Genomic DNA, 13985 nt, shown 5'->3' with positions numbered 1-13985 from the left:
TACGAAGAATGATACAGGTCACTAAGGAACAGTTTAGGAATTTTTTTGTTTGCTATCACGGGTTCGACGAGTTTTTCGGGCTGGACGAGAACAGCGCGATAACCGAGATATTCGGGCGGCTACGCTCGGTGCAGTTCGATCCGCTCAACGTAGTGGGCAGGAACGCCGAGCTTGTCCTTTTCTCGCGCAGTAACGCCGTTACGCGCGACGGGTTTTACAACGCGCTGTATTCGCGGCGCGAGCTGGTAGACGGTTGGGATAAGATGATGTGTATTTACTCGGCGCGTGATTTTTCGAAGTTCGCGTTCGTGCGCAAAAGCTCGACGGAGCAGTATCGCACGGTCATGTCGTGGCGCGGACAGGACGAGTGCCACGCGTTTACCGAGGATATATATAACTATATAAAAGAGCACGGCGATACGCTCGTGACCGATATCCCGTCGCCCAAGACGGGCAATACGGGTTGGGGTCCGTCCAAGGCGGCGGGTGTGTGCTGCGAGTACCTATGGAACAGCGGTCGGATAGTCGTGTCGCGCAAGAAGGGCGTAGTCAAGGCGTTCGATATAACCGAGCGCGTGCTGGGCGTTGATCCGACCGAGAACGCGTTCGACGATTTCGACGCATTCATGCGTTGGTACGTTAAGCGCAGGATAGCCGAGGTCGGCGCGGCGCGTAACGCCAAGGGCAGTCAGTGGCTGGGCGCGTACCTCGAAAACAACGATTTGCGAAATTCGGCGATAGCTGAGCTGAAAGAGCGCGGCGAGATAGTTCCTGTATGCGTGGATGGGGATAAGCACGAGTATCTTGTTTGCGCGGGCGACGAGAAGTATTTTGACTTTACGCCGGCCTCCGATCGCGCCGTGTTCCTCGCGCCGCTTGATAATATGCTTTGGGATAGGACGGCGGTCAAGATTATCTTCGATTTCGATTACAGCTGGGAAGTATACACGCCGCAGGCTAAGCGCAAGTTCGGGTACTACGTATTGCCTATATTGATAGGCAATCGGCTTGTCGGCAGGATAGAACCCGTGCTCGATAAGAAGCGTGCGGAGCTTACCGTTAAGAACGTTTGGTTCGAGCCGAGCTATACCCCGTCCGCCGACGATGAGAAAAAAATATCGGACGAGCTTAATCGATTGGCGAAGTTTTTAGACGCGTTACTTCTTTTGAAAAAGAAGTAACCAAACAACCTTTAAATTTTAAAGGCACGGTGTAATAGCCGTGCCTTTTTGTGATATTTTTTATTTGACGGTATAAATCTCTTTATACCGTCAATAATCGTGTGTATGAAAAAACTTCGCATTATTGGTAAAAAGATAGTAAGTATATTGCTGTCGGTCGCTATATTTTTCGGCCTTCCGTTTATATTTTCTGCGTGTATAGATAATAATAACTATGAAGGCGAGCTACTGCGGTTGCATATCCGTGCGAACTCGAACGATGAGTGCGATCAAGCGGTCAAGCTCAAAGTACGCGACGCGATCAACAAGTACGTGTCGACCAACGTCGACAAGACGACTTTCGACGAGGCGTACGCCGATATAGAGTCGCGGCTCGACGAGCTGAGCGAGATAGCGGACGGTGTGCTCCGCGCCAACGGTTATACTTACGGCGCGAACGCCAAGCTCACCAACGAGTATTTCCCGTCGCGCAAGTATAAGGAAGTAACGGTGCCAGAGGGCTATTACGACGCGCTTATCGTCGAGCTGGGTGAGGCGAAGGGCGACAACTGGTGGTGCGTGATCTATCCGCCGTTGTGCTACGGCGAGGACTTCCAATACAAATCGTTTTTTGCCGAGCTGTTCGGTTAAGCAATAAATACAAAGGAAGAAAACAATGATAAAGAAAAGTACGATCCCGTCAATTAATCTTCGCGTGTTTGCCGTGGCGATCGCGATTTTGGTCCTGGCGTTTGCGGGGCTTGCGATCGCGCCTGCGGTGTACGCGGACGTGGTAAAGGGCAATACCTACGGCAACGTCGCCGCGGTGCAGGCGCGGCTTGCTACGCTCGGCTATTACAAGTCGACCGTCGACGGCAAGTGGGGGAGCGGCACGCTGTCCGCAGTCAAGCGGTTCCAGACCGATAACGGGCTTAAAGCGGACGGGGCGGTGGGCACTGCCACTGCCAATGCGCTAAAAATCAAGCTTCCCGTTACGGGTAGCGTGTCGCAGGGCAAAACCACGGCCAACGTTGCGGCGATACAGGCGCGGCTAAAAACCTACGGGCTGTACACGGGCACGGTGGACGGCGTGTGGGGCAACGGCACGCTGCGCGCGGTACTTCGGTACCAGTCGAACAACGGACTGACCGTCGACGGCGTAGTCGGCGCGGGCACGGCGAGTAAGCTCGGCTTGACGCTTTCTTCGTCGGCGCGGTCGGGCGGCATTTCCGCGGGCAAGACTTCCGCTAACGTTAAAGCCGTGCAGAACGCGTTAAAGAGCGCGGGGTATTTCTCGTCGACCGTAGACGGTGTTTGGGGCAAGCGCACCATGTGTGCCGTTATGAGCTTTCAGTCCGACTGCGGGCTCACGGTGGACGGAGTGGTGGGCTTGGGCACGGCGAAGAAGCTGGGCATAACACTGCCCGCGAGCGGCGGCGGTAGCACGGGCGGAAGCTCCGGCAGCACGACCAATATTTCGCAGAGCGATCTCGATCTTCTCGCGCGGTGCGTGTACGGCGAGGCGCGCGGCGAGCCGTATAACGGGCAGGTTGCCGTTGCGGCGGTAGTGCTTAACCGCGTGCGCTCGTCCAAGTTCCCCAATACCATTTACGGTGTTATTTATCAGAAGCACGCGTTCACTGCGGTCAGCGACGGGCAGATCAATCTCACGCCCAACGAGACGGCGTACAACGCCGCGCGTGACGCGCTTAACGGCTGGGATCCCACAGGCGGATGCTTGTACTATTATAATCCCGCTACCGCCACGTCGAGCTGGATTTGGTCGCTCACCGTGCATATCAAAATAGGCAGGCATAATTTTGCGCTTTAACCTACTTCTTTTGAAAAAGAAGTAGGCAAGAAAACTTTAAGTTAAAAATATAAGCATTATAAAACTTATTCTATTCTAAAATAATTTTGAATTACAAAAGAGGTTGAAATGACTAACAGAATTTACGAAAAACGCAGTTACGCCGTTATCATTGCGGCGATAGTATCGTCACTTGTTCTTATACTGGGCGGCACGATCACGGGGCTTATTTGCGCGGTGCAGAAGCGGCACGAGGCGAATGCGCCCGACAACAGTCGGCTGATGGCGGAGTATCTTTTGTCCGACGCTGCGGCGGGGCTTAAAAGCACTATGTCGGCGCTCAGGCTTTGCACAGACGCCGAGCCCGTGGAAACACTCAAATCGACGGCGCTCGTTCATGCGGTGCGCGCCGAGACAGCGCTCGAATGTCACGTGGACGAATGGTACGAAAATCGCAATAAGGAAGCGTTCCTTAATGACATGGCGGTCGTGCTCCACTCGTACACGCCCGAACAGACTATCGAGCTTGCCGATACGCTATACGAGTTTGCGTCTATGTTCCAGGCTAGTGTGGCGGACGGCAGTGACTTCGAGTATAACGGCGAGATCATGGGCGGTGGCGCTACCGACGAGGACGAGCAAAAAGAGATCACCGACGAGGACAAGCAAGCTGCGAGCGAGCTCGTAAAGACCGCGCTTAACGTAAGCGCTGCCGAGTTCGTCGGTGCGTACGGCGGGCATATAGAGTTCTTTATAGAGCGCGACGGCAAGACGGGCTACGCCGTGGTGTGCGAGGATAAGATAATCGAGTATTCGTTCATGCGTGACGGCGAGGCGCAAACCGATATAGACAGCGCCAAGACGGTCGCGCTTGAAGCGGCGAAGGCGTGCGGCTACGACGGACTCAAAATCAAATGGGCGGAACAAACGGGTAAATCGGTGTCCGTGCTTATGTGCCGCGAGTACGACGGCGCGCTCGCGTGCGACGATTATGCTACCGCGGTAGTGTTCGGCGACGAAGTGGTCGCGTTCTCGGCGGGCGGTTGCGGCAACGAGCATCACGATATTCCGTCCGTTAAAAAGACGGAGGCGGAAGCGCGCAAGGCAACTCGCGACGGCGGCGAGGGCGTGCTCGTCGTTCGCAAAAAGGGCGATAAGGAACGCATTTGCTACGAGTACCGCTACGAGCTGGACGACGGCGTGCATTACGTTTACGTGTGCGCCGAGAGCGGCAAGCAGATCGAAGTTAAGTAAGGGAATAGGGCGTAGGGCTCGGGGCACGTTGTCGCTTGGTTTGATTAATTTACCGTTGACCGTGCCGTGAGCCCTATTTTTTTAATTAATAAATTAAATTCCCTTATAGGACTTGACAAATCGTCGGGTTTCTTGTAGAATATCTGTATATGTACAATTATAAGTATATATAGTTTAGATGAGGGTAATTATGACTAAAACAATCAGGTCGATTATAGCCGCCGTTACGGGTTCACTCGTTTGCGGGCTGAGCGCATTTGCGCTCGGCGCATTGCCCGTCGCGTTTGCTGACGAGAACGAGGAAGCCGCTGCGGCAGTATGGGAGCAAGAACCCTCTATCGTTCAGTGGGCGGCGGGAAAGTTCGACCCGACCGTTAACGTTATTAATATGAAGCCCGCGGGCGAGTACGAGATCTCGTACGTAGGGATCGTAACCGACGACGAGGATCACACGGCTATTACGGTATCGCTCGAAGGTGCAGGCGGTAGCATTACGCCCGTAAATCTCGGCAGTATTCCCGTTCAGGTCGTTATCGACGAGGACGACGAAGATAACTACTTTTACCAAATTGTAGACAATAACAACGATAACTACGTAGCCGCGATAAACGCGCTTTCCGTCGGTTCGTACGGTTTGCATGTAACGAGCACGACCATAGGTATCGACGAATACGTTTCGTTCAATATTCTTAAAGAAAACGGCTGGGTAACTATTCCGAGCATCAACACTTGGTCGTACGGCAGCTTCGACGTAACGCAGAATATCATACTCGCGGAAGCTGCGCACGTTCCCCAAAACGACAGAATTCATTTCTCTATCTGCGACGCGTTCGGCAATCAGCCGATCGAGGATATAAATGTTATTCTGAGCTCCGATCCCACGTATCCCAATCATTATCAATTCGTAGGCGAATATATCGAAAGAGCCAATGCTCTTGCCGCGGACGAATACATTCTTCATGCTTGGGTGAACGCCGACGACGAATACGGCTACTTTGAGACCGATATTCCGTTCCGTGTTTTCCAGGGCTATAACAGCTGGGTTAAAACGCCGTCCGTAGTGCTTTGGGAATACGGCAGCTTTGACCGCGAAACCAATTTCATTATATCGGAAGTCAAGTATGCGGTGGAGCTCGGCGAGAGCGAGCGTAACGATGCGATCACTTATACGATTACCGATGCCGAAGACAATCCCATAACAGATCTCGAAGATTTCTCCGTAGTGTCGAGCGGCATGGTGGGCGAGAAGCAAGCCGAGGCGCTTGCTAAGCTCGAAGCGGGTGAGTACAACCTTACCGCTACAGTTAAGGGTTCTTCCAACTACTACGATATGGCGCCCGTCACTACCAAATTCAACGTACTTAAAGCGACTAACAGCTGGACTGTTATCCCGTTCGTCGAGCAGTGGAAGGTCGACGAGTTCTTCTCCGACCGTAACACCCCCGTCGCTACCCCCAAGTGCGGAGAAGCTGTTATCGTTGTAACCGATGCGGAAACGGGCGAAGAAGTTTATTATGACAGCGCGAACGGTATCAACCGTTTGAACGAAATGCGCCCCGACTCGTACCTTATGACGGCGATCGTAGAGGCGTCCGATAACTACACGGGGCTCAGCCATACGATACTGTTCAGAGTATTCTCGGCGGACGAGATCGTGTCGGGCGGCGGACTGCCGTGGTGGGCGGTACTGCTTATCGTGGTCGGCTCGCTCGGCGTGGTCGCGGGCGTGATTGCGATACTTCACGTTAAAGGCGTGCTCAGCCTGTTCACCGGCAAGATGATAGCGTCCATGCGCGCCAAGGCGGACATCGACGCGACCATATCCGCAGTACGCGCGGGCAAGATAACTGCGTACGCACAACGCACCATGATGATGCTCGAAGCTGAAGCGCGCGAGGAGCAAGCCGCGCTCGAAAGCGGCGAGGGCAATAACGCAGATACGCCCGAGCTCGAAGCGGCGCAGACAAAAGAGGAAAAGAAAGCGGCTAAGGAAGCCGAGGCGCTCGAAAATAAGGCGGACGCGCTCGAAACCAAGGCTAAAAAGCTCAAAAGCAAGTCGGGAAATAAATCAGCGGAAAAGAAAGCCGAGGAGCTCGAAGCCCAAGCCGAAGCGGCTCGCGACATAGCGGGCGCGCGCAAGCAGAAAGCCAAGAGCACGGCTAAAAAGCCCAAGACCGCACAGCCCAAGGCGGAAACGCCCGTTGCCGAGGACGGTATGATAATCGACGAAAAAGCGACCATACCCCCGCCCGAGGAAGCCGAACAGGCGTCCGCCGCAAACAGCGAAACCAACGAATAAGGAGAGCAACCTCATGTCTATCAAGAAAGAACTCGCAAGGGAAATCAACATACTCGAACAAGAAATAAAGATCCTCGAAGAAAAACGGTCGCGCTCGCAGGCGGTCATTATTGAAGCGCTTCTGAGCCACGTCGCACCCGATGAGCGTGACGTAGCGTACTTCCGTGCGTTCACCGAGCAGATCAATCTCAAACGCGAGCGCGTTCAGAAGCTTACGACCGAGCTCGAAAAGATAGTTAATAAAAAGAAATAACGGACAAAGAGGTGCGTTTCGGCGCACCTTTTTATTGCGTAATTAAGGACAACCATGGCAAGAAGCAAATACATACTTTCAATCGATCAGGGCACGACGAGTTCGCGCGCGATAATTTTCGACGAGCACGGCGAAATCAAATCGATCGCGCAGACCGAGTACGCTCAGCTCTATCCGCAGGAAGGCTGGGTGGAGCAAGCCCCGCTCGAAATATATTCGTCGGTCGCGTCTACTATGAGCGAGGTGCTCGCGCGTTGCGGGCTTAACCGCACCGATATTGCCGCGATCGGCATAACCAACCAGCGCGAAACGACGATCGTTTGGAACAGGGTCACGGGTATGCCCGTGTACAATGCAATCGTGTGGCAGTGCCGCCGTACCGCGGATATGTGCGACAAGCTAAGAGCCGACGGCTACGCCGACATGATTTACAACAAAACGGGTTTGACTATCGACGCGTACTTCTCGGCGACCAAGCTTAAATGGATACTCGATAACGTTCCGTCGGCGCGCAAACAGGCGGAAAAAGGCGAGCTGCTGTTCGGTACGGTCGACACCTACCTTATGTGGAAGCTGTCGTCGGGCGAGATCTTCGCAACCGACTACACCAACGCGTCGCGCACCATGCTCTTTAATATTCATACCCTCGATTGGGACGACGAGCTGTTAAAGCTTTTCGGTATCCCGCGGCAGATGCTGCCCGAGGTTCGCCCGAGCGGTTCGCTGTTCGGCTATACCGATAGCGAGGTCATCGGCGCGCGCATACCTATCGCGGGCGTTGCGGGCGACCAGCAGGCGGCGCTTTTCGGGCAGAAATGTTTTAAGCGCGGTATGCTCAAATGCACGTTCGGCACGGGCTGCTTCCTTCTTATGAACACGGGCAACGACGCGATAGTCAGTCGGCACGGGCTTGTTACTACGCTCGCCGCAGGCACTTCGCACACTCCCACCTACGCGCTCGAAGGCAGCGTGTTTATGGGCGGCGCGGTCGTTCAGTGGATGCGCGACCAAATGAAGCTCGTAAACACCGCCGCCGAAACCGAAATATCGATGCGAGCGGTAGACGACACGCTCGGCGTGTATATTGTTCCCGCGTTCGTCGGCTTGGGTGCGCCGTACTGGGACGCTTACGCGCGCGGCACGATAACAGGTCTTACGCGCGGCGTTACGCGCGATCACTTTATCCGCGCGGGGCTTGAAAGCATTGCATACCAGGTCAACGACGTACTCGTCGCTATGGAAAAGGACAGCGGCGTGGTCGCTACTCGGCTTTCCGTCGACGGCGGCGCGTCGGCAAACAATGCGCTCATGCAGTTCATGGCGAACATTTCGGGTATCGACGTTATCCGTCCCAAGACCGTCGAAACGACTGCACTCGGCGCGGCGTTCCTTGCCGGTCTTACCGTCGGCGTGTACGACCCTAACGGACTGGAAAATCTTTCGCACGACGAAACGCTGTTTGCGTCGTTCATGGCGGATGATACGCGTAAAGAGCTCTTGGACGGCTGGGCGGCGGCGGTCAAAAAGGCGAGAGGGTAAGAATAATTAGGGATTGTAAATTAGAAATTAGGAATAGATGCTGTAATTTGGATAGGCGTGCTTCGGTACGCCTTTTTTATTGCATTAAAATTCTTTTCATGATACAATACCGTTATGAATAGCGGAACGGTCATAGGAAGATTTGCGCCCACGCCGAGCGGGTTCATGCACGTAGGCAATCTTTTGTGCGCTACGGTCGCGTATCTTTCGGCTAAAAGCAAGGGCGGCAAGTTCATTATTCGTATAGAGGATCTGGATGCGCCGCGTTGTCCGCGTTCCGCCGCGCTCGATATCCTCGCCACGCTCGAAGCGGTGGGCATTACGAGCGACGAGCCTATAATCTGGCAAAGCGAACGCACGGCGGCGTATAGCGCGGCGACCGAGCTTATCTCTACGTGTGCGGAAGTCTATCCGTGCTTTTGTACTCGCGCCGAACTGCACGCGCCCGAAATAAAGCGATTGCCCGACGGAGGAATACTCTATCCCAAAACCTGCAAAGCTCTATCGTCGGCGGAAAGAACAGAGCGCGGCTCGCGCATGACCCCGTCGCTTAGAATATCCGTGCCCATTGAGACGATAACCTTTACGGACGGCATTTGCGGCGAGCAGTGCCAAAACCTACCAACCGAGTGCGGCGACTTTATTATCAGACGAAGCGACGGCGTGTATGCGTATCAGCTTGCGGTGGTTTTGGACGACGGCGAAAGCGGCGTGACTGAGGTCGTGCGCGGCGCCGATCTCTTGTACGATACCGCGCGGCAAATCTATTTACAGCGGCTTTTGGGTCTGCCCACGCCCCGATATTACCATATCCCGCTCGTTTGCGACAAAACGGGAAGGAAGCTCAGTAAGAGCGAGGGCGACAGCGCAAAACGGCTGTTCAAGACTTACACCCCCGAGCAGATAATTGGTAAGCTCGCGTTTGCCGCTGGCATTATCGACGAGCCCCGCCCGACCGATTTAAAAAGCCTTATACCGATATTCTCCGTCGATAAGATCCATAAGGACAAAATAATACTCGATAATTAATTTTTCGATTTCTCCCTTATTTTGCTTGACAACGTACCGTATAAGCTATATAATATCGTTAGTAGTTGCGCTATGCGAACCAAAGTTGCATAATGCGAACGACTACCGAATATTATTACTTAGGAGGTGCGAATATGTCATTATCACAAACAGCGGCGGGCGAGAGCATGATGGTCGTTCGCGTGGAAGCGGATACTAAAACGCGCAAGCATCTCGAAAACCTCGGCATCATGTCGGGCGCGGAGCTGACGCCCCTTTCTTTTTCTGACGGCAATATGATAGTGCGTGTTCACGACGCACGTATCGCGTTAAACAGCGATATTGCCAGCCATATTATAGTTCGTAAACGCCCCGTGTTCGCCTAGAATTTTAAGCGAGCGCTTTTGGGCGTTTTTATTTGCCATGCGGTTAGCAATGGCGAACTCAAATATATTTACGGAGAATAGGTCATGGAAAAAAGGTTATCCGAATTTGCACCGCAGGAGAGCGGGAGCGTAAAGAAGGTAGAGGGCGAGGGGCGCATCAGGCGGCGTTTGTTCGATATGGGCATTACACCCGGCGCGGAAATAACAATGCGCAAAAAAGCGCCGCTCGGCGATCCTATCGAGATCAACGTTCGCGGGTACGAGCTCACGCTCAGAAAGACCGAAGCGGAATGCGTTGTTATGGAGATAGATTAGTAATTAACTATAATTTATTTATTCGGCGGATAAGTGCAGCCGAAAAAGGAGTTAAAGAATGAAGATAGCACTGATAGGCAACCCTAACTGCGGCAAGACCACGCTGTTCAACCGTTTGACGGGCAGTACCGCGCACGTCGGTAACTGGCCGGGCGTTACGGTCGAAAAGCGCGAGGGGCTGTATAAAGGGCTCAAAAAGCAAACGGACGAGCGCATAGAGATAGTCGACCTTCCGGGTATCTACTCGCTTTCGCCGTACACGCCCGAGGAAATCGTGTCACGTAACTTTATGATCGACGAGCATCCCGATCTGATCATAAATATCGTTGACGCGACCAACCTCGAACGCAATCTGTACCTCACCACGCAGGTGCTCGAAGCGGACGTGCCCGTGCTCGTCGCGCTCAACATGATGGACGCCGTAGAGCGTTCGGGCGACGAGATAGATGTGGACGGATTGTCGACCGCCCTCGGCGTGCCCGTGAACGCGATAAGCGCGTTAAAGGGTAAGGGTGTAAAAGAGCTTATGCAACGCGCCGTCGAGCTCGGCAAGACTGAGCGAAAGGGCGTGAGTGTGCTTGAAAACAGCGAGTGTTTTAAGTTCATAGAGCGCATTCGCGATACGCTCGCCGCAGAGAAGATAGAGCATCCGCTGTTCCACGCGACAAAGCTAATAGAGGGCGATACGGCGGAATGCACGCGCTTTCCCAACGTAGCCAAGGCGATAGAGGGCGTTAAGAATAAACTGCCCGACAACGGCTACGACGGCGATTACGAGGCGTTCGTTGCCGATATGCGTTACCGCTACATAGCCAAGAATTACTCGCCCTGCCTTAAACGCGCCACGCACGAAAAGCGTTTGTCGCGGTCGGACAAGGCGGACAAGGTGCTTACCCACCGCGTGTGGGCGATACCGCTTTTCATAGTTATAATGTTCGTGGTTTTCCACGTTACGTTCAGCGAGGATATACTGTTCCTCAATTCGCTTTTCGGCGTGACGGTCAATAACGAGCTGTTCGCTTCGGCGCTCATGATCGAGCCGGGCGAATGCGGCGTGCCGAGCCTGGGCGTGTGGTTGCAAAGCCTACTCGGCTGGTGTACGGGCAGTCTTATAGACGTTTCGCGCGAAGGGCTTATCGCCGCAGGCTACGAGGGGACCTGGGTAGAAGGCTTCCTTTGCGACGGCTTGCTGTCCGGTATCGACTCGGTTCTTTCCTTCGTGCCGCAAGTGCTTCTTCTTTATCTTTTCCTTTCCATTATGGAAGACACCGGATACATGGCGCGCGTTGCGTTCATACTCGACCGCGCGTTCCGTCGGTTCGGTTTGTCGGGTAGGGCGTTCATGCCGCTCCTTATGTGTTTCGGCTGCGCCGTGCCCGGAATTATCGCTACCAAGTCGCTCGAAAACGAGAAAGAGCGTAGGCTCACTATCATGCTGTCCCCCTTCTTCTCGTGCGGGGCGAAGCTGCCGATCTGGGCGACGTTTGCCAGCATTATGGCTAACACGTATTGGAACGGCTACGGCGACCTTACCGTGTTTATAATGTACTTTATGGGTATCGCGGTTGCGATAATCGCCGCCGTCATTCTTAAAATGACGATGCTCAAAGGCGATCCGCCGCCGTTCATTATGGAGCTTCCCGCATACCACCGTCCGCAGTTCAAGTCGACTATGATCCATTTGTGGGATAAAGCCAAGCACTTGCTCGTGCGCACGGGTACGGTCATTGCCGTTTCGATCATCGTTATTTGGTTCCTGTCGTCCTTCGGCAAGGGCGGATACTGCGATATCGACGTCAGTATCCTCGGCTATATCGGCAGGGGCTTGCAGTATTTGTTCTATCCCGTGTTCGCGGCGCCCAACGGGTTTGTAAGCACGGCGGCGTGCAACGAGTACGCGTGGCGGTTCGTCGTTGCGGCGTTCACCGGGCTTATCGCCAAAGAGATGGTCGTAGCAACGCTCGGCACGCTCGCGGGCGTGGACGGCGACGCTATTCTCGAAGGCGCGGCGTCCGAAGCCGACCAGGGCGCGTTCGACGCTATGATAGGGTCTATGACCCCTGCGGCTATGTTCGCGTATATGGCGTTCAACCTGTTCAGCGTGCCGTGCATGGCGGCTGTCGGCGCGGCAATGGGCGAGCTCAACTCGCGCAAGAAGTCGGCGATAGCTATCGGGTTCTGGCTTTTGACCGCGTACGTAGTCAGCTTTGTAGTGTTCTGGCTGGGCAACTTCAATACCTATATGTGGGGCATGAGCCTTGCCGTTACGCTTATACTCATTGCGCTTATCGCGTTCGCGGCGTTCAAGCTCGTTAAAAAGTTCAAGGCGCAAAGGGTCGCGGAAGCTGCCGCGCTTGCCGCTGTCGCCGCAACCGATGACAGCGAAATCGAAAAGGAGAATACGAAATGACCGCGCTCGAAATTGTTTTGATAATACTCATAATTTTGTTCGTCGGCGGTATCGTCGGCTGGAAGGTGTTTAAAGCGGTGCGCAATAAGAAAGCCGCCAAGACGGGCGGAAGCACGTCGTCCTGCGGCTGCGGGTGCGCGGGCTGTGCCGCTTCGGGCTCGTGCCCGTCGGCTTCCGCCGCCAAGGACAAATACTACGGCGACGATCCCGACGACGCTATGCCCGAGATCAACGTTCAGTCCGAGGTTACGTGCGACTTTACGGATTTGTTGTAGAGCATTGATCTTAATAAATTATTTGACTTTTTGGGAAAATTGTGGTATAACAAATCTACAAGTTTTGAAAATTGCTCACAATGCTCAAAATAAAAAGCTCGTTGTCTGTCGTTTTTGAAAGTTGAATAAATCAAGGAGAAAACGACATGACCGATAAGGTATTGACTTGCAGAGACTGCGGCAAGGAATTTACGTTCACCGCGGGCGAGCAAGAGTTTTATGCCGAAAAGGGCTTCGAGCACGAACCTACGCGCTGCCCCGAGTGCCGCAAAGCGCATAAAGCGCAGCGCGCCGCTATGCGTAACCAAAACCGCAATAACTAAATAGCTCTTAAAAGGACGGGTGTTGCCCGTCCTTTTATTTTTTGTTGATTAGAACAATCACAGTGATTTAATAAAATAATATACTTTATTGCCTTGTTTATTTATGTATTCGTATTTCTCGCACTCAAAGCCGAGCTTTTTATTTAGCGCTATGCTTGCGGCGTTTTCTATTAAAACCTGCGCAACGGCAATTTTGAAACCTTTGTTTTTTGCATTTTCGAGAAGCTGACTGTATGCGCTTGACGCAAACCCTTTTCTTTGATAATCAGGGTATATTTCCAATCCGCAACTGACTATTGATTTTGAGCGTTGATAAAGCGAAGCGTAGCCCACTATTTCAAATTCAAACTCTATCGCATACATCTCAAAATAAGAATTATCGTAAATTTTGCTATTCCATGTGTCAATCAATTTTTTCAATTCTTCATACGAACAATGCTCATAGCCGTGTTTCTTCAAAATAGGAATATCTTTGTCCGTGTAATTTCGTAGAGTAATCATCTCATACCTCTAAAAGCTATTATAGCATATCTCAACACATTTTTCAATGATTTGATTGACGGATGATTTGCGATGTTTTTTATTTGACAAAATCGCTGTGAGTATAGCTTTTTAGAGTAACTTCATACGGCACGACCCTAAAAATCAGAACTTCGGTAAAGTAATCGTTGTGCGGACCTTCGAACGTGTCTACTGTTACTTTTACGGTAAAAATGTTCCCGTCGCGCTCTAAAATCTCAATGTCCGAATCGCCGATTTCGTAACGACGGTTAAAGCCGTAATAATCTGTAATGGCTTTTTCTATATGTGGGTGTAATAAGGTTATAGAAAGCTCGTCAATATTTTTATTATCCGTTTGCGCATGGGCACTAAATGCGTTTTGCTTATTCACGGTAAACAGCATTGAACAGATTATAATTGCCGCCAATAAAATCGATCTCTTCATATCCGTA

Annotated in this window: 15 protein-coding genes; 13 read left to right on the top strand and 2 right to left on the bottom strand. The window is 52.7% G+C overall.

What is annotated here, in order from left to right; all coding sequences use genetic code 11:
* Window positions 1–8 precede the first annotated feature (8 nt).
* The 13 genes from HDT28_00205 (at window position 9) to HDT28_00145 (ending at window position 13032) form a co-directional block, all read left to right on the top strand.
* Window positions 9–1181: a winged helix-turn-helix domain-containing protein gene (locus HDT28_00205; GenBank protein ID MBD5131009.1), complete on the top strand. Its 1173-nt coding sequence runs from the start codon at window positions 9–11 to the stop codon at window positions 1179–1181.
* Window positions 1182–1286: 105 nt separating this feature from the next.
* Window positions 1287–1811, top strand: coding sequence for a stage II sporulation protein R (locus tag HDT28_00200; protein MBD5131008.1), 525 nt, complete (start codon window positions 1287–1289; stop codon window positions 1809–1811).
* A gap of 25 nt (window positions 1812–1836) precedes the next feature.
* Window positions 1837–2991: a spore cortex-lytic enzyme gene (sleB, locus tag HDT28_00195; GenBank protein MBD5131007.1), complete on the top strand. Its 1155-nt coding sequence runs from the start codon at window positions 1837–1839 to the stop codon at window positions 2989–2991.
* A gap of 108 nt (window positions 2992–3099) precedes the next feature.
* Window positions 3100–4224 carry a hypothetical protein gene (locus HDT28_00190; GenBank protein MBD5131006.1) on the top strand — a complete coding sequence of 375 codons (1125 nt, stop codon included), beginning with the start codon at window positions 3100–3102 and terminating at the stop codon, window positions 4222–4224.
* 190 nt (window positions 4225–4414) lie between these two features.
* The gene (locus tag HDT28_00185; protein MBD5131005.1) at window positions 4415–6523 is read left to right on the top strand and encodes a hypothetical protein; all 2109 of its coding nucleotides are present in this window, start codon (window positions 4415–4417) and stop codon (window positions 6521–6523) included.
* A gap of 13 nt (window positions 6524–6536) precedes the next feature.
* Complete coding sequence (locus HDT28_00180; protein MBD5131004.1) at window positions 6537–6776, top strand: hypothetical protein; 240 nt, start codon at window positions 6537–6539, stop codon at window positions 6774–6776.
* A gap of 54 nt (window positions 6777–6830) precedes the next feature.
* Window positions 6831–8315, top strand: coding sequence for a glycerol kinase GlpK (gene glpK / locus HDT28_00175; GenBank protein ID MBD5131003.1), 1485 nt, complete (start codon window positions 6831–6833; stop codon window positions 8313–8315).
* Between the two features lie 114 nt (window positions 8316–8429).
* Window positions 8430–9344: a tRNA glutamyl-Q(34) synthetase GluQRS gene (locus HDT28_00170; GenBank protein MBD5131002.1), complete on the top strand. Its 915-nt coding sequence runs from the start codon at window positions 8430–8432 to the stop codon at window positions 9342–9344.
* A gap of 134 nt (window positions 9345–9478) precedes the next feature.
* Window positions 9479–9709: a ferrous iron transport protein A gene (locus HDT28_00165; protein MBD5131001.1), complete on the top strand. Its 231-nt coding sequence runs from the start codon at window positions 9479–9481 to the stop codon at window positions 9707–9709.
* Window positions 9710–9793: 84 nt separating this feature from the next.
* Complete coding sequence (locus HDT28_00160; protein MBD5131000.1) at window positions 9794–10024, top strand: ferrous iron transport protein A; 231 nt, start codon at window positions 9794–9796, stop codon at window positions 10022–10024.
* 58 nt (window positions 10025–10082) lie between these two features.
* Window positions 10083–12434: a ferrous iron transporter B gene (locus HDT28_00155; protein ID MBD5130999.1), complete on the top strand. Its 2352-nt coding sequence runs from the start codon at window positions 10083–10085 to the stop codon at window positions 12432–12434.
* The gene (locus HDT28_00150) at window positions 12431–12709 is read left to right on the top strand and encodes a FeoB-associated Cys-rich membrane protein (GenBank protein ID MBD5130998.1); all 279 of its coding nucleotides are present in this window, start codon (window positions 12431–12433) and stop codon (window positions 12707–12709) included. Before HDT28_00155 ends, HDT28_00150 begins: the two co-directional genes overlap by 4 nt.
* 146 nt (window positions 12710–12855) lie before the next feature.
* Window positions 12856–13032 (top strand): cytochrome C551, encoded by a 177-nt coding sequence (locus tag HDT28_00145; GenBank protein ID MBD5130997.1) that lies wholly within the window; start codon window positions 12856–12858, stop codon window positions 13030–13032.
* Window positions 13033–13089: 57 nt separating this feature from the next.
* Here the strand turns inward: HDT28_00145 and HDT28_00140 are convergent, their stop codons facing one another.
* Both HDT28_00140 and HDT28_00135 read right to left on the bottom strand, forming a co-directional pair.
* Window positions 13090–13491: a GNAT family N-acetyltransferase gene (locus tag HDT28_00140; GenBank protein ID MBD5130996.1), complete on the bottom strand. Its 402-nt coding sequence runs from the start codon at window positions 13489–13491 to the stop codon at window positions 13090–13092.
* A 121-nt stretch (window positions 13492–13612) separates the two neighbouring features.
* Window positions 13613–13978, bottom strand: coding sequence for a DUF3888 domain-containing protein (locus HDT28_00135; GenBank protein ID MBD5130995.1), 366 nt, complete (start codon window positions 13976–13978; stop codon window positions 13613–13615).
* Window positions 13979–13985: the final 7 nt, after the last annotated feature.

The organism is Clostridiales bacterium (assembly GCA_014799665.1).
GTDB lineage: Bacteria > Bacillota > Clostridia > Christensenellales > Pumilibacteraceae > Anaerocaecibacter.
Note: the sequence above shows the minus strand (reverse complement) of the source record. Positions and strands in the feature narration are given on the sequence as shown.